Origin of the sequence: Pantoea sp. M_10 (assembly GCF_008631515.1) — a bacterium.
Taxonomy (GTDB): domain Bacteria; phylum Pseudomonadota; class Gammaproteobacteria; order Enterobacterales; family Enterobacteriaceae; genus Pantoea; species Pantoea anthophila.
In genome coordinates this window covers 285,296-306,629 of record NZ_VWUL01000004.1, presented here as the reverse complement: position 1 = coordinate 306,629, position 21,334 = coordinate 285,296, and the positions used below count along the sequence as shown (strand labels likewise).

At 54.6% G+C, this 21,334-nt stretch carries 19 protein-coding genes; 11 read left to right on the top strand and 8 right to left on the bottom strand.

Annotation, left to right across the window (positions count from 1 at the left end; translation table 11 throughout):
* Positions 1-15: 15 nt before the first annotated feature.
* The 3 genes from F3I47_RS13940 to F3I47_RS13930 all read left to right on the top strand — a co-directional run bounded on the left by F3I47_RS13940 (position 16) and on the right by F3I47_RS13930 (position 2,023).
* Positions 16-900 (top strand): LysR family transcriptional regulator, encoded by an 885-nt coding sequence (locus F3I47_RS13940; RefSeq protein ID WP_150029167.1) that lies wholly within the window; start codon positions 16-18, stop codon positions 898-900.
* A gap of 33 nt (positions 901-933) precedes the next feature.
* Complete coding sequence (locus tag F3I47_RS13935) at positions 934-1,353, top strand: VOC family protein (RefSeq protein ID WP_140029334.1); 420 nt, start codon at positions 934-936, stop codon at positions 1,351-1,353.
* 367 nt (positions 1,354-1,720) lie between these two features.
* Complete coding sequence (locus F3I47_RS13930) at positions 1,721-2,023, top strand: type 1 fimbrial protein (protein ID WP_150029166.1); 303 nt, start codon at positions 1,721-1,723, stop codon at positions 2,021-2,023.
* A 204-nt stretch (positions 2,024-2,227) separates the two neighbouring features.
* On the opposite strand, the gene gabP is transcribed toward F3I47_RS13930, so the two are convergent.
* Together gabP and gabT are read right to left on the bottom strand one after the other, a co-directional pair.
* Entirely contained in the window at positions 2,228-3,637 is a 1,410-nt protein-coding gene (gene gabP, locus F3I47_RS13925) for a GABA permease (protein WP_369750604.1), read from the bottom strand.
* Between the two features lie 84 nt (positions 3,638-3,721).
* Positions 3,722-5,008, bottom strand: a complete 1,287-nt coding sequence (gabT, locus tag F3I47_RS13920; RefSeq protein WP_046102773.1) for a 4-aminobutyrate--2-oxoglutarate transaminase — start codon at positions 5,006-5,008, stop codon at positions 3,722-3,724.
* 110 nt (positions 5,009-5,118) lie between these two features.
* Here gabT and F3I47_RS13915 point away from each other — a divergent pair, with 110 nt between their 5' ends.
* Together F3I47_RS13915 and F3I47_RS13910 are read left to right on the top strand one after the other, a co-directional pair.
* Positions 5,119-6,609, top strand: coding sequence for a PLP-dependent aminotransferase family protein (locus F3I47_RS13915; protein WP_190311326.1), 1,491 nt, complete (start codon positions 5,119-5,121; stop codon positions 6,607-6,609).
* Between the two features lie 40 nt (positions 6,610-6,649).
* Positions 6,650-8,026 carry a glycoside hydrolase family 10 protein gene (locus F3I47_RS13910; protein WP_167431798.1) on the top strand — a complete coding sequence of 459 codons (1,377 nt, stop codon included), beginning with the start codon at positions 6,650-6,652 and terminating at the stop codon, positions 8,024-8,026.
* Between the two features lie 286 nt (positions 8,027-8,312).
* On the opposite strand, the gene F3I47_RS13905 is transcribed toward F3I47_RS13910, so the two are convergent.
* Entirely contained in the window at positions 8,313-8,792 is a 480-nt protein-coding gene (locus F3I47_RS13905) for a type VI secretion system tube protein Hcp (protein WP_150029164.1), read from the bottom strand.
* A gap of 233 nt (positions 8,793-9,025) precedes the next feature.
* Positions 9,026-9,715: a hypothetical protein gene (locus F3I47_RS13895; RefSeq protein WP_150029163.1), complete on the bottom strand. Its 690-nt coding sequence runs from the start codon at positions 9,713-9,715 to the stop codon at positions 9,026-9,028.
* Positions 9,716-10,291: 576 nt separating this feature from the next.
* Here F3I47_RS13895 and F3I47_RS13890 point away from each other — a divergent pair.
* Both F3I47_RS13890 and F3I47_RS13885 read left to right on the top strand, forming a co-directional pair.
* On the top strand, positions 10,292-11,032 hold the full coding sequence (locus tag F3I47_RS13890) for a nitroreductase family protein (protein ID WP_150029162.1): 741 nt from the start codon (positions 10,292-10,294) through the stop codon (positions 11,030-11,032).
* Between the two features lie 165 nt (positions 11,033-11,197).
* Entirely contained in the window at positions 11,198-12,400 is a 1,203-nt protein-coding gene (locus F3I47_RS13885; RefSeq protein WP_140029341.1) for an MFS transporter, read from the top strand.
* A gap of 62 nt (positions 12,401-12,462) precedes the next feature.
* On the opposite strand, the gene F3I47_RS13880 is transcribed toward F3I47_RS13885, so the two are convergent.
* Entirely contained in the window at positions 12,463-12,678 is a 216-nt protein-coding gene (locus F3I47_RS13880; RefSeq protein WP_009092831.1) for a YdgH/BhsA/McbA-like domain containing protein, read from the bottom strand.
* 366 nt (positions 12,679-13,044) lie between these two features.
* Between F3I47_RS13880 and F3I47_RS13875 the strand changes: the two genes are divergently transcribed.
* Together F3I47_RS13875 and F3I47_RS13870 are read left to right on the top strand one after the other, a co-directional pair.
* Entirely contained in the window at positions 13,045-13,725 is a 681-nt protein-coding gene (locus F3I47_RS13875; protein ID WP_150029161.1) for a type 1 glutamine amidotransferase domain-containing protein, read from the top strand.
* 917 nt (positions 13,726-14,642) lie between these two features.
* Entirely contained in the window at positions 14,643-15,167 is a 525-nt protein-coding gene (locus F3I47_RS13870; RefSeq protein ID WP_140029343.1) for a phenolic acid decarboxylase, read from the top strand.
* A 76-nt stretch (positions 15,168-15,243) separates the two neighbouring features.
* Here F3I47_RS13870 and clcA read toward each other — a convergent pair whose 3' ends face one another.
* Positions 15,244-16,632, bottom strand: coding sequence for a H(+)/Cl(-) exchange transporter ClcA (gene clcA, locus F3I47_RS13865; protein ID WP_150029160.1), 1,389 nt, complete (start codon positions 16,630-16,632; stop codon positions 15,244-15,246).
* 95 nt (positions 16,633-16,727) lie between these two features.
* Positions 16,728-17,024, bottom strand: coding sequence for a YicS family protein (locus F3I47_RS13860; protein WP_150029159.1), 297 nt, complete (start codon positions 17,022-17,024; stop codon positions 16,728-16,730).
* Between the two features lie 167 nt (positions 17,025-17,191).
* Here F3I47_RS13860 and F3I47_RS13855 point away from each other — a divergent pair, with 167 nt between their 5' ends.
* Positions 17,192-18,418: an FAD-dependent oxidoreductase gene (locus F3I47_RS13855; protein ID WP_150029158.1), complete on the top strand. Its 1,227-nt coding sequence runs from the start codon at positions 17,192-17,194 to the stop codon at positions 18,416-18,418.
* Between the two features lie 146 nt (positions 18,419-18,564).
* Complete coding sequence (locus F3I47_RS13850; RefSeq protein WP_150029157.1) at positions 18,565-20,337, top strand: EAL domain-containing protein; 1,773 nt, start codon at positions 18,565-18,567, stop codon at positions 20,335-20,337.
* A 36-nt stretch (positions 20,338-20,373) separates the two neighbouring features.
* Here the strand turns inward: F3I47_RS13850 and F3I47_RS13845 are convergent, their stop codons facing one another.
* The gene (locus F3I47_RS13845; RefSeq protein ID WP_150029156.1) at positions 20,374-21,309 is read right to left on the bottom strand and encodes an ABC transporter substrate-binding protein; all 936 of its coding nucleotides are present in this window, start codon (positions 21,307-21,309) and stop codon (positions 20,374-20,376) included.
* Positions 21,310-21,334 lie beyond the last annotated feature (25 nt).

The following is a 21,334-nucleotide window of genomic DNA, read 5'->3' as shown; positions in this document are numbered from 1 at the left end:
GAACAGGTAAAACAGATGGACAGAGTGACTGCGGCGGCCGTTTTTAACCGGATCTGTGAGCTGGGAAGCCTGAGTGCGGCATCACACGCACTGGGGATCTCCCGTCCCATGGTGAGCCGTTATCTGGAAGAAATGGAGAGCTGGGCCGGAACGCGTCTGCTGCATCGCTCGTCACGTCGTCTGACGATCACCCCTGCAGGCGAGGCGATTCTGGAAAAGACCCGCCAGCTGGCACGCCTTTCGGAGGAGATCCGTCAGGAGACCCCGCAGGGAATACCCGCCGGGACATTGCGCATCGCCTGCGCGCACTTCACGGCTGTCCACCTTGTCGGTCCGGTGATCCCCGACTTTCTGGCGCGCTATCCGGCCCTGCGCATCGAGCTGGAGATCAATAATCAGCCTGTCAGCCTGATTGGTGAACGGATCGATCTCGCCATCCGCATCACTGATACGCCGGAGCCGGGCACTATCGCCCGCCGCCTGGGTGACTGCTGCTCTGTCCTCTGCGCCTCACCGGCCTATCTGCAGCAGCACGGGATGCCGCAAACGCCTGACGATCTGGCGCACCATAACTGCCTCTGTTACAGCCATTTCGCCGGACAGAGCTGGCACTTTACCTCCCCGCAGGGAGAGAAAATGGCGGTGGCGGTCAAAGGAAATTTCAGCGCCGGGATCTCCTCTCTGTTGTGTGATGCGGCCAGTGCAGACTGTGGGATTGCGATGGTGCCCGAGCAGGAGGCGCGTCAGGCTCTGGAAAGCGGAAAACTGGTCACCTTACTGCCCGATTATGAGCCGGGACGCATTGGCATCTGGGGACTTTACCTGTCGCGGGAACATCAGCCTGCAGCACTGCGGCTGATACTCGATGAACTGCAGCGAAACCTTTTGGGTCATGCCTGAGCCAGCCTCACAACCGATAACAGGGAAGAAGAAATGAGTGACAATCAACCCCTTTACTGGAATCGTATGGTGCCAGAACTCACCGTAACCGATTTTGCCGCCTCACTGCATTTTTACACGACGGTACTGGGATTCAGCGTGAGAATACAGCGGCAGCAGCCGGACTTCGCTTACCTGTGCTATGGCGAGGCGCAACTGATGATTGAGCAGTTTCATCCTCAGGGCTGGAACACGGCAGAGCTTCACTGGCCGCTGGGACGGGGCATCAATTTTCAGATTGAAGTGGATGATATTCAGGTCGTGCTGACTCGGGTGCAAAAGCAGGGTATTCCGCTCTATCGCCCGCTGCGGGATACGGTGTATGACACCGGCGGGACAACCGCCTGTCAGCGCGAGTTTCTTCTGCAGGATCCGGATGGTTATCTGCTGCGGTTCAGCCAGTATCTGGAATGAGCCGAAAACATTTTAGGTGAATTCCGCAGGGGCAGCGCGGATATCTCTCATTCCGCAACGCCTGAGTGATATTTATTTTGAACAGGCAGTCAGAATAAAAACCAGCGTGCCCATTTCTGTCACTGCAGAAAGTGCCTCAGCTTATTTAACCTTTCCACTAATCCGTCTTTGCGTTTAACTCCTGCTATTCTGTGTTGATGTTAATTATACCGTTAACGCCAAAAATTCTTTTTTTACTATCGATGTTAAAAAAACGAGGGCGATGAAAAGTCCGGCTGGCGAAGATTTACATTTAATTCTCTTTTCAGTGCTTAATCTTTTGCGATCTGCGCCGATAACTCCTGACACACATTCAGGAGGATGCAGGATGAAATCATTTTTACTCGCTGGCTTTACCACGCTCTTAATGACAATCGCCGGGGCAGCAAGTGCTGGTTCGGATTCAGGCACGATTACCTTTCGCGGCATGGTGACGAATGATTCATGTGATATGAACACCGGAAAGAATCAGGTCGTGTTCAGTTGTTATGATTCTGGCAGGGGAAAGACTACGCTGACGACGGCTGATCTCCGAAATCTCCACTCTCTGAACAGGTTACCTGCAGAAGTGAAGATGCACTGGTTAAACGCCGAAAAAACCAGAGGGATTCTGTCCCTCACTTATCTTTAATTTTTTTGCCATTCTGACGAAAATTGATTGCGCCCGGGGCGAAACAGGAATAAAAGTAACGTTACCAAAACCACAGCGAAAAAGTGGGTATCAGAGAAAACCTTATATCGCCAGACCCTTTTTGTCAGCACCAGGGAACCAGATGCAAAAAAAAGCCCACCTTATAAAAGGTGGGCTTTTTCACTGTTAATGCGCTTCAGTTAATTATGACGGGTCAGAGGAGCGCTGCACAAAATAGCGCGTGCTTTTCTGTTCTGCCTTTTTACGGCGCAGCAGCAGGCTGGTCGCAATAATAACCAGCGTTAAACCGCCCGTCGCCACTAATTCTGTCTGGTGTTTAGGATCAAACAGCATGATCACCAGCACCGTGACGATAAACAGAATCGTGACCCAGGTCAGACCGGGAAACAGCCACATGCGGTAAGTCAGGACTTCACCCGCCTGCTCGCGTTTTTTGCGCAGTACCAGATGGGATGCGGCAATCACCAGGTAGACCAGCAGCGCAATGGCACCCGAGGTGGCGAGTAAAAATTCGAAGACCGCGCTGGGCGCGAGGTAGTTGGCGATCACCGCCAGAAACGCCGCCGCAGTCGAGAGCAGCACCGCAACCCAGGGTGTGCCGCTGCGATTGGTGCGTGAGGCCGCAGCAGGCGCATCCTTGCGGCGTGACAGCGAGTAGAGCATGCGCGAGGAGGTGTAGAGCGCCGAATTCAGACAGCTGCACACCGCCATCAGCACCACCAGATCGACGATCAGCCGGGCATGAGGAATGCTCATTGCCTGCAGAGCGGTCTGCCAGGAACCCTGTTCAACCAGGCCTGGCGTATTCCACGGAACCAGCGCCACCACGAAGAAAATCGACAGCAGGTAGAACAGCGCGATACGCCAGATCACCGAGTTAGTCGCTTTCGTAATCTGCCGGCCGGGATTTTTCGACTCTGCGGCGGCGATAGTGACAATCTCGGTGCCCATAAAAGAGAACATCGTGGTCAGGATAGCCGCCACCACCGCGCCGAGGCCATTTGGCATGAAGCCGTTGGTGTCATAAAGATGCGACAGGCCGCTGGTGTGACTGTCAGGCAGCAGACCAAACACGGCGGCACCCGCGACGGCGAGGAACAGGATGATCGCCACGACCTTGATCAGGGCAAACCAGAATTCAAACTCACCGTAGTTTTTCACGCTCAGCAGGTTGGTAATAGTCAGTAAGAGTGTGATGGCGAAGGTGAACTGCCAGATGGCCACATCGGGGAACCAGGCGTGCAGGATCGTGCCTGCCGCATTGGCTTCCAGCGGGATCACCAGCACCCAGAACCACCAGTAGAGCCAGCCGATGGTAAACCCGGCCCAGCGTCCCAGCGCTTTCTCCGCATAGGTGGAGAACGATCCGGAATCGGGTGAGGCTACCGCCATCTCCGCCAGCATCCGCATGATCAGCACGACCAGCAACCCGGCGGCTGCATAGGAGATCAGCACGGCGGGGCCCGCTTCAGAAATAGCATGGCCGGAGCCAACAAACAGCCCGGCGCCAATTACGCCGGCAATCGAGAGCATGCGCACGTGGCGCGGTTTCAGGTTCTGAGCCAGCGAATCTTCATTCGCACTCTGAGTCATCGTCATGTCAACGTCTCCGGGGGACGCCCGGCCATGCTGGCCGGACGAACAGGAAAGGGGCTTGCGATTAACGAGCCAGTGAAATCATGCCGGGACGACAGGGTGTCCGGCAGGGGCAACACAGCGATCGATCACCGTGGAGAGAAGGGTCAGCGCCTGGCTGAACTGGGCATCCGGAATGGTAAGCGGGTAGAGGAAGCGGATAACGTTGCCTTTCGCGCCGCAGGTCAGCAGCAGCAGGCCCTGTTCCATCGCCATCTTCTGAACGGCCTGCGCGGTGCTGGCCTGATAGAACTCCATCGCCACCATCGAACCCAGCGCCCGCACTTCGGCGATATCAGGGTGTTTGCGCTGCTGCGCCTCCAGTTCAGCGACAAGCCGGCCACCGAGATCCACGGCGCGCTGACAGAGTTGCTCCTCCTCGATCACATCCAGCACCGCGTGAGCCGCCGCGATGGCTAACGGATTTCCGGCATAGGTACCGCCCAGTCCGCCAGGGGCAGGCGCGTCCATCACCTCGGCGCGACCGGCCACGGCGGAGAGAGGCATCCCGCCCGCCAGGCTTTTCGCCATGGTGATGATGTCGGCTTTTACCGGATAGTGTTCCATGGCAAACAGCCTGCCGGTGCGGGCAAATCCGCTCTGTACTTCATCCGCAATCAGCAGGATGCCGTGACGGTCAGCCAGTTCACGCAGCTGCACCATAAATTCTGCCGGTGCCGCATGGAATCCGCCTTCACCCTGCACCGGTTCCAGTACGATTGCCGCAACATCATGGGGCGCAATGTCCTGTGTGAAAATCTCATCCAGGCTGGTCAGTGCCGCCTCAACGCTGATCCCCTGCACCGCGCTGGGGTAGCGGGCGTGGAAAACGGAAGGGGGCATCGGGCCGAAATCGCGCTTGTAGGGGGCGACTTTGCCGGTCATGGCCATGGTCATAAAGGTGCGGCCATGAAACGCGTTGCCAAAGGTGATGATGCCGTGACGACGGGTATAGGCACGCGCCACTTTAACCGCGTTTTCTACCGCTTCGGCACCGGTGGTAAAGAAGGCGGTTTTCGCTGCACCGGCAACCGGCACCCGCTGATTGATGCGTTCAGCCAGTGCGATATAGCTTTCGTAAGGGGTGATCTGGAACGCCGTATGGGTAAACTTTGTTAACTGTTCAGCCACAGCCTGCTCGATGCGTGGATGGCGATGACCGGTGTTCAGCACGGCGATGCCGCCTGCGAAGTCGATCCAGCTGTTACCAGCCTGATCCCATAAGGTGGCGTTTTCTGCCCGGGCAACGTACCAGTCGCACAGCGTACCGATGCCCTTAGGCAGAGCCTGTGCTTTACGTTCCTGCATCAGGTTATTTTTTTCGCTCATTTGATCCACCTCATTGATATGCGTGTTTACAATTCCCGACAAACACGTTTATTTATGCCTGAGGCGTGGTGAGTTGCCAGAGCCAATTATCAGAGGAAGGATGGAGCCAATTGCGACTCTTGTACGCCGATCATCTATTAGCACGGTTACAGTTTATGAAAACCGGTTCCCTGCATCAGCGACTGCTCAACTGTATGCAGGCCGCGATCACGGAAGCGGTCTTTCCGCGCGGCAGTCGTTTGCCGCCCACCCGCGATCTGGCGCGTGAACTCGGCGTGTCGCGAAACACGGTCATGCATGTCTATGAAAGTCTGATGGCGCAGGGCTACGTGACCGCGCGCACCGGCAGCGGCACGTGGATTGCCGAGACGCTGCCGGAGAGTTCGCTGCAGAGTGATGCGATTGCCGACCTGGCCGCCGTGAAGGCGCAGCGACCGGCCACCCTGTCGAAGCGCGGTGCCACACTGCTGGGGCACGCCACCGCGTCCCCTTATCAGTGGGGAGCATTTGTGCCTGGCGCGCCCGACGTGACCGAATTTCCCCATAAGCTGTTCAGTCAGATTCAGGCGCGCCTGAACCGGGAGCCTGACGTCCATCGGCTGGTTTACAGCAGCGGCGGCGGCTGCCCCGATCTGCGTCATGCGCTGGTCGATTATCTGCGGGTGGCGCGTTCCGTGCAGGCCGATGCGGATCAGATTCTGATCACCGAGGGCGTTCATCAGGCGGTCGATCTGGTCACGCGGGTATTGTGCGACCCAGGCGATAGGGTCTGGATGGAAGAGCCGGGCTACTGGGGAACACGCAATCTGCTGCGGATGAATGGCCTGAAAATCCGGGCCATGCCGGTGGATGAGCAGGGCCTGGTGCCCGACAGCGGGCCGCCACCCAAAATGGTGTTTGTCACACCTTCCCATCAATACCCGCTGGGGGTGCATCTGAGCCTGGCACGTCGTCAGGCGTTGCTCACACTGGCGCGCCGTCATCAGAGCTGGATTGTCGAAGATGACTACGACAGCGAATTTCGTTTCTCCGGACAGCCGCATCCCTCGCTGCAGGGGCTGGAAGCCGATGCGCCGGTGATTTACATGGGCACGTTCAGTAAAACGCTCTATCCCGCCCTGCGCATTGGCTATCTGGTGGTGCCAAAACCGCTGGCTCAGCCGATGCGCATCGCGGCAGCGGAACTCTATCGCGGCGGACATCTGCTGATTCAGCGGGCGCTGGCGGAGTTTATCCGGCTGGGTCATTACATGGAGCATATCCGGCGGATGCGGCTGCTTTATCGACAGCGGCGGCAGTTCCTCTGTCGGCTAATCGAGCGCTATCTGGGGCCCGCCTTCTTACCGGCTTTTAACCATGAAGCCGGTCTGCATCTGGTGATGCCGCTGCCGGCAGGCAGTGATGATGTCGCCATTGCCGCCGAGGCGCTGAAGCGCGGCGTAAAGGTGCGGCCACTATCGCAGTACTATATGCATCCTCAGGAGACGCGAGGTCTGCTGCTGGGGTATGCCTGCGTCAATGAACGGCAGTGTCAGGATGCTTTTGGCACCCTCAAAGCCTGTCTGGCGGCGACCGGTATTGTGTTCAGTCCCCAGCGCTAACGCATTGACATTTAATCAGAGTCACCGAGAATACTCCTCTTTGCGTCCCGACCAGATAAAACTGGAGTTTATCATCGCACTGAATCTTATTCCTGCCGCAGCCAGCATGGCGTTAAGGCGCGGGGCCGCACTGGCTGCGGCACTGTTGCTCGTCAGCTGCGCCTCTGAGCCGCCGCGGTCGCTGGTGACGCCTTTTCCACCGGTCACGAAACAGCCGTTACCGCCAGCCAGCCAGCCGGTGCAGCCTCAGGCCCGGCAACCGATGCGCGGCGTCTGGTTAGCTACCGTATCCCGTCTTGACTGGCCTCCCGTCGCATCGGTCAATGGTGCCAGCCCGGCAGAGCGCATCCGGATGCAGCAGCAGTCGCTTATCGACAAGCTGGATAAACTGAAAAGCCTGGGAATTAACACGGTTTTTTTCCAGGTGAAGCCCGATGCCACGGCGCTCTGGTCCTCTAAAATTCTGCCCTGGTCCGATATGCTGACCGGCAGAATCGGCGAAGATCCCGGTTACGATCCGCTGCAGTTTATGCTGGATGAGGCGCATAAACGCGGTATGAAAGTCCACGCGTGGTTCAACCCCTATCGGGTTTCGGTCAACATCAAACCCTCTACCACCAGTGAGCTGAACCGCACGCTCTCTCTTCATCCGGCCAGCGTGTTTGTGCTGCACCGTGACTGGATTCGTACCGCAGGCGACCGCTACGTGCTTGATCCCGGCATCCCGGACGCACGCGACTGGATCACCAGTATTGTGGCCGAGGTGGTGGCGCACTATCCGATCGACGGTGTGCAGTTCGATGACTATTTCTATGCGGAATCGGCAGGCTCCCTGCTCAACGACAGTCAGACCTTCAGCCGTTACGGGCAGGGCTTCGCCAGCAAAGCCGACTGGCGGCGTCACAATACGCAACAGCTTATTGAGCAGGTCTCCCGTACCATTAAACAGCTGAAGCCGGAGGTGGAATTTGGTGTCAGCCCGGCCGGTGTCTGGCGCAACCTGTCGCACGATCCGGCGGGTTCAGATACCCGAGGCGCAGCGGCCTACGATGAAGCCTATGCGGATACCCGTCGCTGGGTTCAGCAGGGGCTGCTGGATTATATCGCGCCACAGCTCTACTGGCCGTTCTCCCGTCAGGCTGCCCGTTATGACGTGCTGGCAAAGTGGTGGGCAGAGGTGGTGAAGCCCACCAGAACCCGGCTTTACATCGGTCTGGCGCTCTACAAGGTGGGCGAGCCTTCGCGGATTGAGCCTGACTGGACGCTGCAGGGCGGAGTGCCGGAACTGAGAAAGCAGCTCGACCTCAATGAGTCCTGGCCCCATATCGACGGCACCATTCTTTTCAGAGAGAACTATCTCAATCAGCCGCAGACTCAGCAGGCGGTGAGTTATCTGAAAAGTCGCTGGGGCGGCTGACATCGACACGGCAGCATAGTTATGGCTTCTGCGCTCAACGCATACCCGATGAAACGAATGCCGGTGAAGCTGGCGTGATGCATGCTCGCGGATGCTGCTTTCTCCCTGCGACAGGTGTAACGGTAACGGACTCTCCATTTCGTTACACCTGTTCACAGGACGGCAGTAATGCAACTGCAGCAGATAACAGTATTGGAAATATTGCGACATAACAAAAATTCGGGGGTGACGTAACTGTCTTATCTATTAATTTCAGAAGTTGATTGGTGAAGTCAGTCAGAAGCACTTATGATCTCGCGTAGTTATTCCACTCATCACGATATACGATATTGCCATCCATATATTTCCATGTGATTGCCTCATAGCGTAATTCCAGCGTTTCGAGATGCGTACTGCTCATCCCGCCAGGGGCAAGGTAGGGTGCGACTGTCGTAAATTTGACATTTTCCAGAATGATATTGAAATATTCGGCTTCAATTCCGGATTCCAGAATGCGATACATTCGGATAGTGCCTTTCTTCATTGTCCGGCCTTCACAGACTGCTCTGTAGAGTAGCGGCGTTGTTTGATCAAACTCTTTGACTATCGTTACAGGGCTATGGACCCGCGTTCCCGTGAGCTTTCCCCGGCTGGGATCGACAGGTATGGTTACGCCGTGAGAGAACGATTTTAATTCGATGGAGCCCAACCGCAGTGGCATCTGACAGCTGCCTGTGACGGGAGAACCGTTTTCATCTTCAAGCCATAAATGGGCGGGTGTAGACATAATTTTTTCAATTCCTTATGAGGTTAAAAAACTAATGGCACTTCACCACTTCACATAGCGACTAAATATATATATCACTATCAGGGCAAATATTGGCACAAGCCAGAGTGGGGCTGAAGGAAATAGTATTATCTGGAATAAGGCATAGGCAATTATTATAGCCTGTGGAGCATATAACCCTATCAGTGAAGTGAAAATCCGCTTCAGAAGTCGTTTAATAATATTAAGCAGCATTATCTTATCATCCTGGTGATGATGTTTGCTATATTTTCGTCTGACGCTACGTGCTGAAATACCTCAGCACGTTTAAATAGAGGGTCTATTAAAAAATACATCATTTCAAGCTCATGCATGTATAAAGTCTGATAATAAGCGGGGAATTTAATATGTAAGCTTTGAGCACTATCAGCAGCTTTTTGCACTATGCCATAAAAACCCGTTGCCATTATGATGCCCCCTCCCATACGTCCTGCAAGAGCTGCTATATTTTGATGAATATTTAAACCCAATGAAACTGCAGTTGCCGTCGCTGATGCAAATCCTAAATTAGTCAATGAACTTGCTGCGATATGAATATTTGTTGCCATAAGCAAATGCTTAATATGTTGTAGTTGCTCAGGTGTTTTATAGCGCAATATCTCATTAAAATAGATATTAAGCATTTCATAAATAATATCTTCATGTCGCAATAGGTGGTAAATACCTTTCGCAAAGCGAATATCTTCGGTCTTTTGCTGCAGGCAAACATCTTTATATTCATCGGTAAAGCAGGAGGTGTAATAGAGCAAGCGTCTGGCGCCAGCGCCTGTCATCTCAATCTGATTTAATACGGCTTCCTTAACGCCTGAGACAGCGTGATCGAGTTGATTAGCTAAAATGTTATTTTGCTGTAAATATCTTATCACCTGATGGCTGTATGGCATTGCTCATTCCCTCGAACCATTCATCCCTGTTTTATGTCTCACATTATCTGGCCGTTCTTTTTATGTAAATACGGTTAACGCTTCAGTAATGCGCTTGATCAATATAACCTGAAAGATGTGCACAATTGTGTGATCGGTTTATTCACATAGCGCTTAAATGGGTTACCTTCGGTTCTTTTTGATGAATTGTCAGAATATGGAATGGGACTTCAGGAAAGAGTGGTCAACGCCGCAGGTATGATAAAGGCCTCTGCTACCTGTCTGCTTTTTAGCCGCGATCAAACGGTGAAGCAGGAAAAAATTGCCTGAAGGGTAATGACTCAATCCGGGCGGCGCGTTTCAGCAGATAGCATTGCATTGTCAGTTGCACACAGCGCTTAAAAGATGTCCGGTAACGGGACTGACTAAATAGCGCACCGGCGGTGAGTGATTCGGTGACTTTAACTCCGGCGTTTTAAACGTGTACAGAGACGCAGACGTGTTTAAAAACGGTTACAAAAGGGTGCTAAAAAACCCTCGAAATACCAAGCGTGCGAATACGTTACTGTTATAGTTGCTTTTTAAATGGGAGGAACTATGAGCGATCTGATTGATATTTTCACAAGTCACAAAAGTGAACGCAGTTTCACTGAGCAACCCGTTGATGAGGCTGTACTGGATCGGATTATCAGTACCGCTTACCGTGCGCCAACATCGGTCAACTCGCAGCAGGTTTCTGTTGTCATCACGCGTGACGCAGGCCGTCGCGCGGAGATCGCCGCGATTGCGGGTGGTCAGCCGTGGATTGCTAAAGCACCGGTGTTCATCACCTTTGTACTTGATATGCATAAATCTGCCGTAGCGATGTCTGCGGTCGATCAGCAGCAAATCGCGCATCAGAGCATCGAAAGCATCGTCTCTGGCTCAACCGATATCGGGATTGCGCTGGGCTCTGTGATGGCTGCCGCGCGCGCAGAAGGATTAGGCATTGTGCCAATTGGCGGGATCCGTCGCGATCCACAGGCGATGATTTCATTGCTGGATCTGCCGCCGCTGACGTTCCCTGTGGCGGGGGTGGTCATTGGTCATGTTGATGAACCCGCTCATCAGAAACCCCGTCTGCCGCTGGCGACCTTCCGCCATGACGAGACCTATAAAACTCAGGGGCTGGAGCAGCAGATTGCCGCTTATAACGATGAGATGGTGCAGCACTGGAAAAACATCGGACGCGACGATGGCGAAAGCTGGAGTGTAAGCGTCGGTGGTTATTACAAAAACATCTACTTCCCGGCTGTGCTGCCTGCACTGCTGAAGCAGGGTTTCGGCACCGATAAATAAGCCGCGCATTTACCGCGAAACACGTCAGGGCCACCCGTATCCAGATACGAGTGGCCTTTTTCATTTTGTTACTATAACGAAATGTGACTTTCCTCGTTGTAACACATAATTTCCTTTTTAACCGAAGCGCAATTGCCTTTAACACTTACCTTCCAGGGAAATAACATGTCACAGCGTTCTCTCTACGCGCTCTGTTTAATGAGCTTTTTTCTGGCCGATGTTCGCGATGGGCTGGGGCCATTTCTGGGCATCTTTCTGACGGAGCGACACTGGCGTCCCGACGAAATCGGTCTGGTCATGACCTGCGGCGGCATCGCCGGGTTACTGGCCACGCTGCCTGCCGGGATCGCGGCCGACGCCACCCGACACAAGAAAATGATTGTGCTGCTGGGTTGTCTGGTGATCACGGTCGCCACGCTGTTGCTCTGGTACAGCAATCAGACCTGGACCGCCATGGTCTCACAAATCGTGGCGGGAATAGCGGCGGCCTTTATCGGCCCGACCGTGGCGGGCATTACCCTGGGACTGACCGGCCAGCGCGGCTTTAACCATCAGATGGGTCGCAATGAGGCCTTTAACCACGGCGGGAATACCATCGCCGCACTGCTGGCGGGGTTTTCAGCCTGGTACTGGGGAATGGGCGCGGTCTTTATTCTGATGACGGTGATGGCGCTCTTCGCTGCTGTTGCCACGATAGCGATTCGCGGCGATGAGATCGATAACGACGTTGCCCGCGGTTACGAGCAGAATGAAGAGCGTGAACCCGCGCCGCGCTTATCGATGTTGATACGCAAACCGGCACTGCTGGTGGCCGGTGTGACGCTGCTGCTGTTTCATCTTGCCAATGCCGCGCTGCTGCCGATGCTGAGCATGCGCGTCGCCTCGGCAGGCGGTCAGGCAGCGGTCAGCCCTGGCCTCTATGCTGCGGCAACGGTGGTGATCTCGCAGCTGGTGATGATTCCGGTGGCGCTATGGGTCTCTAAACGGGTCGAAACACACGGCTACCGACTCTTTATTATGATCGCCCTGATGATCTTACCGCTGCGCGCGGTGATTGCGGCGGGCTTTGCCGCTCCCCTCTTTGTTATACCGGTTCAGGTACTGGATGGGGTGGCAGCCGGGATACTGGGGGTGGCGGTGCCGGGTTATATCGTCTCTCTGCTGCGTGGCTCCGGCCATGTTAACGCCGGGCAAAGCGTGATTATGCTGATGCAGGGAGCGGGCGCTGCGCTGAGTCCGGCCATGACGGGCATGATCGCCGCGCGTTACTCCTACAGCACCGCCTTTGCTGTTCTGGGCGTGATCGCCCTGGCGGCACTGATTTTATGGTGGCGCACCGGCAGCGCACCAGCCGCACGCCTCGCCTGACCGACACAAAAAAGGCTGCCCGTTGGGCAGCCTCTTCTGGCAATTCCGTTTGCGACCATCCGTTATTTATACAGTTCTGCGGTCATATGAACACGGTTGTTGGTGTTCGCTTCGGTGATTTTGTATTGCGCGCCCTGTTCCTGCGCCTGAGCAGCGATTTTTGACTCTGCGCCATCCAGTGTTGAGGAGGTCACAGACACGCTCTGCGCGAAGCTGCCAAATGAGATCAGTGAAAGGGTGGCGAGAGCGGCAATTGAAAGTGCTTTTACGTTTTTCATGGTCATATTCCTGTTTATCAATGAGGAGGATGTGTGCCTCCGATGGGAATAATAATAACCATAGTTACCATATCTATATTAACTATTAGTGCGGTAATCGTGATCATGCTAACTAGTTGTGCCGGGTTGTGCTCATCTCAGGCTGGTGAGAGAACCTTTGCAGAGAGTCTGACACGGCTATCCGGCAGAAAAACGAAAAGAATAGTGATGAACTATAATGGGTTGCGGATCACCGAATATTAAGCGGTAAATTTCAGTGATTCCTCAGAGTCCGTCACCACTGACGGACAAAACAGAAGAAGGCGCGATTAACATCGGGTATGACGCGCCTGAACTCTTAACCTGCAACGCTTACAGGGAGCGGACATGAAGATTCTGATGGTTTTGACCTCACATGATGAGCTGGGTAATACCGGCAAGAAAACCGGTTTCTGGCTGGAAGAGTTTGCCGCACCTTACTATGCCTTTCTTGACGCGGGTGCAGACGTAACCCTGGCATCACCACAGGGAGGACAACCTCCGCTCGATCCTAAAAGTGATGAAGCCGACTCTCAGACCGCGGATACCCGTCGCTTCCATAGCGATTCGGCTGCGCAGGCGGTGCTGGCTTCTACCCACAAACTGGACAGCGTGAGCCCGAATGCATTTGACGCTGTGTTCTATCCGGGCGGCCATGGCCCGCTATGGGATCTGGCAAATGACAAACACTCCATTGCACTGATTGAGCAGACCCTGCAGGCTGGCAAACCGGTAGCACTGGTCTGCCACGCACCTGGCGTATTGCGCGATGTGAAAAATCCGGATGGCACGCCTCTGGTTAAGGGGAAGAAAGTCACGGGATTCACTAACAGTGAAGAGGAGGGCGTTGGCCTGACCGACGTCGTGCCATTCCTCGTGGAAGACGCGCTGAAACAGAATGGCGGTCTCTATTCACGGGGAGAGGACTGGCAGTCCTACACTGTCCAGGATGGTCTGCTGATTACCGGGCAGAACCCGGGCTCCTCGTCTGAGACCGCGAAGGTTCTGCTGGCGAGTCTGAAAAAATAGCGTCGGGTCTTTCACTGGGGCGTCTGTCGGCGCCCTTGTGCTCGCCTTTTAATCCTCTCTGTCAAAATAGTTACCTGCCGAATTATTCAGGATCAATATATCGATTATTACTCCCTGCATAATTTCCGGAACACTGAAGATATAAACATGGGTTAAATTCCAGTGTTGACATTATTTATATCAGAGGTAGATTAAGAATTATCAGCGGCATGAAAGTGCCCTGACACACCGGGAATTAACGGTGTTATCGGTGTCGATGGACTTATTCGCTTAAGCTGTCGGCGGTTCTGTTAAACATTGTTGTCATCAGCTCTTTTGAGTTAATCACAATCCTGTTAAATTGAGTCGTAGTAACGCACTGAGAGATAAGCAGTATTGCATCGCGATGATGTAAGGCCTCGTAGTTCTGAACGTGACTTTACGACGGTTACGGTTGCGGATTACACGTCGTAATGAATGTAAGGCAACGCATCAAAGAGTATATATCGCGATGGGGGTGTGCAGATTTATACGGGCCTGACCTGTCTTTGTCTCACGAAAGACTCTCAGGTGGTTGAGACCGTTAATAATAGTGACATTCTGTAACCGTGTTCATTATTATCCGCAGAATCTGTTCATAAATAGCTGTACCAAAGTTGTTCCTGTTAATTAAGTTAGTTAATGGTAAATGTTAAATCAGTAGTAACCTAAAAGCCCTGGCTGTCTCAGTCAGGGCTTTTATCTTTCTTTCAGGCATTTAATCGATTCTTGCTCAGTGACCCTTCTCTTTCAATGTGACCGTTCCGGCTCTGTGACAGTCCGATGACAATTTCCTGCTCTGGATGGCAATTCAGCCAGTCTGGTCCATAGTGAGTATTTGCCGGCTGGTTTATACATTTATCTGCGCCCGGTCCGGGCGCCTGTTCAGAGAGGGTAACATGTCTGCAGAATCTCCAGAGGATATTGCCAGCGATCTGTCTCAGTTCGTGGGTACGCACTTTGTCTATACCTATGATAATGGCTGGAAATATGAGTGGTACGCGCGTAACGAAACGACCTGTGACTACCGCATTCATCAGGGGCTGGTGGGCGGCCGCTGGGTGACCAACCAGAAGATGCACGCGGTTCAGTTTGCCCCGGGCATCTACAAAGTAGACTGGCATGAGCCGACCGGAACCTGCGTCAGCCTGCTGTTCGATCTTAATCGCACTCTCCTGCACGGAACCATCTTCTTCCCGCAGTGGATTGCCGGAGAAGGTCAGCATCCTGAAAAAACTATCTGCTATCAGAATGACTTCATTGATGATATGCATCGCTTCCGCGACGAAGGTCCCGCTTACCCCTACGTGATTATTCCTGAGTTCGCTAAGGTCACCTACATGAAAAATGAGGGGCCGGATAATGATGAAGTGATCAATCTGGCACCCGGCCAGATGCCTGCGGACTATTTTGATGACAAGTAAGTGACCGGGCTACCCGCCCTGAGAGGCGGGTAGCCGGTTGGGATGAGAACCTTTATCCCGCGGCGTGAATGTCCGCCTAGGGAGGCGTCACGGCCGACTGCCGGGCCAGCGTGCGGGCCAGAATAGATGAATAGAGCGGTTTGCCCCCCAGGAACTGCGCCAGCAGCGTCGCGCCCAGACAGGTGATAATCATCGGTAAGATCAACTGATAGTTGTCGGTCATCTCCAGCACCAGCACGATGCCGGTGAGAGGTGCTCTGACCGAGGCCGCAAACAGTGCACCCATCCCTGCGATAGCGAACGTACCGGGCTCCAGCTGATAGAACGGAAAGAGATCGGTCATCGCCACACCAAAAGCGGTACCCAGCAGAGTTCCCAGCGCCAGCATCGGCGCAAAAATACCGCCCGGTGCACCTGAACTGAAACAGAGCAGGGTGGTAATCAGCCTGACCAGAAAGATCAGCAGCAGCAGCGCGAAGGGGAAGACGCCATGCACAGCCTGGGGCATCAGTTCTGAACCGCCACCCGCTCCTGGGGCGAACAGCAGCGCCAGAATGCCACAGCCGCCCCCTAACAAGCCCCCCGCCAGTACAACCCGTGCGGTTTTACCGGCGTAGAAGCGGGCAAACATATCTTGTGTCAGAAAAATCAGGCGATTAAACAGTACACCAACCATCCCGATAATCATGCCCAGCACCAGATAGAGCCACAGCGTCTGCACCGGCGCATCCGCCAGTTTGCCTACGGAGATGACCGCCTGTTCGCCGTTAAAGCAGCGAAAGACGATGCTGGCCATAATCACGCCGGTAAACACGGCCTTAATGGATATCAGGTTATAGCGGAATTGCGGACGCATCTCTTCAATAATGAACAGAATGCCCGCCAGCGGCGCGTTAAACGCCGCTGCCAGACCGGCCGCCGCACCGGTTGCCAGCAGTGTATGCCGCGCCTCATTGCTGCGCATCCCGAGAATATCAATCACCATCCGGCCGATATTGCCGCCCAGCTGCACCGTCGGGCCTTCCCGGCCCAGTACCATTCCGGCACCCAGCGTGCCCATGCCACCAAAAAATTTTACCGGAATCACCCGCCACCAGCGCACCGGCCTCAGCTCCTCCAGCGCCCCTTCAATTTCCGGAATACCGGAGCCACCCGCTTCGGGGGCGAAGCGTCTGACCAGAAAATAGCCGACCATCGCCAGCAACGCCGAGATGGCAAAGGCGGCCACATAGAGTGTCCAGCCCTGAAAGTGGGCGGGTATCAGTGTGTCGGCGCGCCATTGCTGAATAGCCTCAACGGCGCGGGCAAAGGCTACCCCGGCCAGGCCAACCAGCGAACCGACCAGCGCAGCGCAAAACAGCATCGCCAGCGGCGTCTTATCACGGTGGAGCAGGGCGCGGAACATCCGGCTGCGTGCCGCGATGGAGCGGGGAACATAAACCGGTTGCGGTATTTCTTCATTCATTGAGAGGGATTCTTGTTCAACCAGACCAGCGCTCCAGTTTACTGAGAGATAAGGTGAAAACAAACGTCAGGATCAATTTCAGCTGAGGAAAGCGGCTATTTCGCCTGCGGTGGACAAACCACTTGCGCCATGCGTTCGCGGTAGGCTGGCGTATCCTGATTTTTCAGGGCCTGAGCCGCGGCAATCAACGTTGCATGGTTCTGCTGATCATGAAGAAACGTCTGGCGCAGGGTTTCGTCGGACGTGGCGGACGGCAGTGAACATTTCTGCCGCAGATCGTCGGTGATCTGCTGCTGGCGCAGCGCAAACTTCAGCGTGTCATAGGGCGCGGCGGTAACAATCAGCGGGGCTGACATTAGCAGAACGGAGAGCGTGATTCGGATCGGGTTCATACTGATCTCCTGACGGCGGATGACAGCAGGCTGTCCTCCGCAGTTTTTCAGTAGGTGATTAATCACCCAGAGTGGTAAGCCTGAAGAGAGCACTATCGACCGACTGCGGCGTTGTCGCCACGGTTGACGCAATAATCATAGCAATACTGGCGTGACAGGGAGCCGACATGCAGCCACATTCTACTGAAATCCTCACCGCTGACTGTTGTATTGTCGGGGGCGGCCCGGCCGGCCTGATGCTGGGCTATCTGCTCGTCCGGGCAGGAGTGCGCGTGGTAGTCATCGAAAAGCACGCCGATTTTCTGCACGATTTTCGCGGTGACACCATTCACCCCTCTACGCTGGAAACGATGCACCAGCTCGGCCTGCTGGAGGCATTTCTCACGCTGCCGCATCAGCGGGTCGAAAAGCTGGAGGCGGAGATTGCCGGCCAGAAAGTCACCATGGCCGACTTTTCCCGCCTGCCGGTTCAGTGCCGCTTTATCGCTTTTATGCCGCAGTGGGATTTCCTGAATTTTATTGCCGATCACAGCGCCCGATATCCGGGCTACACTCTCCTGCGGTCAACCGCCTTTGCGTCGCTTAATGAGGAAAATGGCACGGTCAGTGGCGTCACGGCTCTGCGCGGAAATCAGCGCATTCATGTCCGCTGCAAAGTGGTGGTGGGTGCGGATGGCCGACATTCTCAGGTACGCGCAGCGGCAGGATTGACCAGTCAGGCTTTTGGCGCGGCACGGGATGTCATCTGGTTCCGTCTCAGCAGGCAGCCGCACGACCCTGATATGGGCGTGGGGCACACGGGACCGCGACGAAACTTTATCGTTATCGATCGCGGTGACTACTGGCAGTGCGGGCTGACTATCCCCAAGGGGGAGTTTGACGCGAAACAGGCCGCCGGACTTGATGCGTTTAAAGCGGAGATCGCGGCCCTGTCACCTTTTGAAGCCGCGCGAATGGCGGAAATCGAGGACTGGACGGCGTTTAAGCTGCTCTCTATCCGCATTGACCGGCTCGATAAGTGGGCGAAGCCTGGCGTGCTCTGCATTGGCGATGCGGCGCATGCAATGTCGCCCATAGGCGGGGTGGGTGTAAATCTGGCGATCCAGGATGCGGTGGCGACGGCGAATATTCTGACTGCGCCGCTTAAAGCTGGTGAGCTGCAGCTGCGCGACCTGGAAAAAGTGCAGAAGCGCCGTCAGTTTCCTACCGTTGCCACGCAGTTTTTGCAGATCAAAATGAGCCGCAAAAAGAGCAAAAATAAAACCGGTGGCAGCAGTCGCATTCCCGGGATAATCGGTCGGCTGCCCTTTCTGAAGTTTATGGCCGGTCGCCTCATCGGACTCGGGTTCCGGCCGGAATCGCCGCAGGTTGCACGTGGCAAGGACAATAAATGATTTCGACAGCGTTCAGATATCGTGCGACACTGTTTCGCTGTGGAATTACTGTCAGATTGAGCCGCTATTTATCTGATAATTGGGCGCTAATTGAGCATTAAGCAGCGAAATTATTTCGAATTTTGCGCCTGCATAGGAGAGGTTTCGTGCATAACGAGCAAAATGGCAGTGACGTAAAACGACTGAGTGCTATTAAGGCACTGCTCTCACCGGATGAAACCCGGGATGAGGTGCTGGAAAGATTTGTGAATCTTGCCAGTGAGGTCCTGGGTATCTCAGGCAGCTTCATTTCGATTATTGACGACCATAATCAGTATATTAAAGCCTCTCGCAACTTCGATCTTCAGCAATCGACCCGGGATGAGTCACTTTGCCGCCATGTGATTGATGGCGAAGGCCATCTGGTGGTGGTGGACACCCTGCTGGATGAGCGCTTCGTCACCCACCCGTTTGTGAAAGGCGATCCGCATATCCGTTTCTACGCCGGTGTCTCGCTGCAGAATCTTGAAGGTTCGGTACTGGGAACGCTCTGCGTCACGGATACCGAGCCTCACCCCTTTACCGACGAGAAACTGACGGTTCTGCGCTCACTGGCAACGCTGGTCACCTCGTTTCTGGATGCCTGGAATAATGCGGGCTTTACCGATGTCATCACGCATCTGCCGAATCGTCCCCGCCTGCTGCGCGATATACAGCAGCTGACCCTGACCGCACCCCATAGCCGCTTTCGTCTGATCCTGATCGACTGCATCGACATTATTCGCGCGTATGAGCTTTCACGTGCCGTCGGGATCGCCCCGATGGAGAAACTGCTGAAGCAGATGGCGGAAGATGTCGCTCACCGACTCAATCTGGCTGAAAACGAAACGCTCTACAGCTTTGCACCGGGCCGCTTCGCCATCATTCAGCCCTGGTCTGGTCGCTACACTGCGCAGAATATGGTTGAGCTGTTCACAGGCCTCAAGGCCGATCTGGCCGAGAACATTACGCTTGATCTGGATGTCCACACCGGCGAAACCGAGTTTGTGCCGTCGCAGATGGATGCCAATGAAACGATGCGTCAGGCGTTAAGCGCGCTGCACGAAGCGGTTGATGAGAACATCAGCGCGATGGTGTTTGATGAGAGTTACGATACACGCCGCACCGAAGACTTTATGATCATGAACGATCTGGCGCAGGCGCTGCATAAAAATGAAGAGCTTTATCTCGCCTGGCAGCCCAAAATCTGCCTGAGAACCGGCAAAACTGTCGGGCTGGAAGCACTCATCCGCTGGAATCATCCTGAGCGGGGTGAACTTTTCCCTTCAGAATTTATTCCGTTAGCGGGTAAAACGAATCTGATTTCCGATCTTACCAACTGGGTCATCGATCACACGATAGAGCAACTGGCGCGCTGGAATCGCGAATACGATCTGATTCCGGTCTCCATTAACGTCAGTGAACGTGATTTCTCAAAAGCTGATTTTGCCGACAACCTGCTGGCGAAATTGACGGCCGCGCAGCTCCCCGCCTCAATTATGGGTATTGAATGTCTGGAGAATGAACTGATCACCAAAAGCGATGTGGGGATCAAGGGGCTGGAAGCACTGAAATCGCACGGCTTTGTCATTTCACTGGATGATTTCGGCGTAGGCTACAGCAACATCAGCTACCTGCAGGATATCCCGCTGGATGTGATCAAAATCGATCGCTCCCTGATCTCGCGCATGGGTGAGGATGAGGCGTCTAAAATCATCGTCAGGTGCATTATTCAGATGCTGAAAGAGCTGAACTACACCGTACTGGCGGAAGGGGTCGAGACCGAGTCGACGCTGGCACTGCTGAAAAGTTACGGCTGTGACGAAATTCAGGGTTACTTCTTCTCAAAACCGCTGCCCGCCAGTGACATCGAACACTGGCTCTATCAGAAGGTCCGCTAGGAAATCGGCCCGCGGCGCACGCTGCGGGCCGGTCTCTTATTCGCTTTCAGTGGCGTAGCGATCAACCGGGGTCATGCGTTTAATCAGCTGGTTATCGAAGAGAAATTGTTCATAAGCCTGATAGCGTGCGCGATCCAGTTTTGCCGGATCGGCGGCGAACAGCGGCAGCGTCGCTATCCATGACTGGTGATTTAACGGCGTATTCAGTTCCGGATGGGCGCGGGCAAACCGTTGCCAGCTCGCTTCAGGCTGGGCCTGTAACGTCGCATTTCCCTTCTTCAGTGCCCGCAGAAATTTTCTGATCTTTTCTGAATGCGCCTCATCCCGATGGGCCACGATGATCAGCTCGTCATAAGCCGGAACGCCGTAATCCTCAACGTTAAACACCACCGGATCTTTCCCCTTATATTTCATCTCCAGCGCTTCGATGTTGCGATAGCCACCGATCACCGCATCCACTTTTCCGGTCAGCAGGGCGCTGGTGAGCTGAAAGTTGACGTTAATCAGCCTCACCTGATCGGCCTTTACTCCTTCATGGCTCAGCATGGTCGCCAGCGTCGCCTGCTCAATACCGCTGACGGAATAGCCGATGCGTTTGCCTTTTAACGCCCCCGGACTCTTCATCGACCTGTCGAGTGTGATCAGCGTATTCAGCGGCGTATTGATCAGGGTGCCGACCCGCATCAGTGGCAGGCCCTGGTCGGCGAAGAAATGCAGCTGAGGCTGGTAAGTGATGGCTAAGTCTGCCTGCTTTGCGGCCACCAGTCGCGGCGGCAGCGCCGGATCGGAAGGGGGAATGATGCTGACCTCCAGCCCCTCTCCGGCAAAGGCGCCGGTCTGTTGTGCCACCATGATCGGCGCGTGATCGGGATTGATATACCAGTCGAGCACCAGCGTCAGTTTTTCCATTGCCTGAAGGGGGGTGGCGAAGGCGGCACCCAGCAGCAGGGTAAAGAGCGGTATTTTCGTCATACTTTTTTCTCGTCAGTTAAGGTCA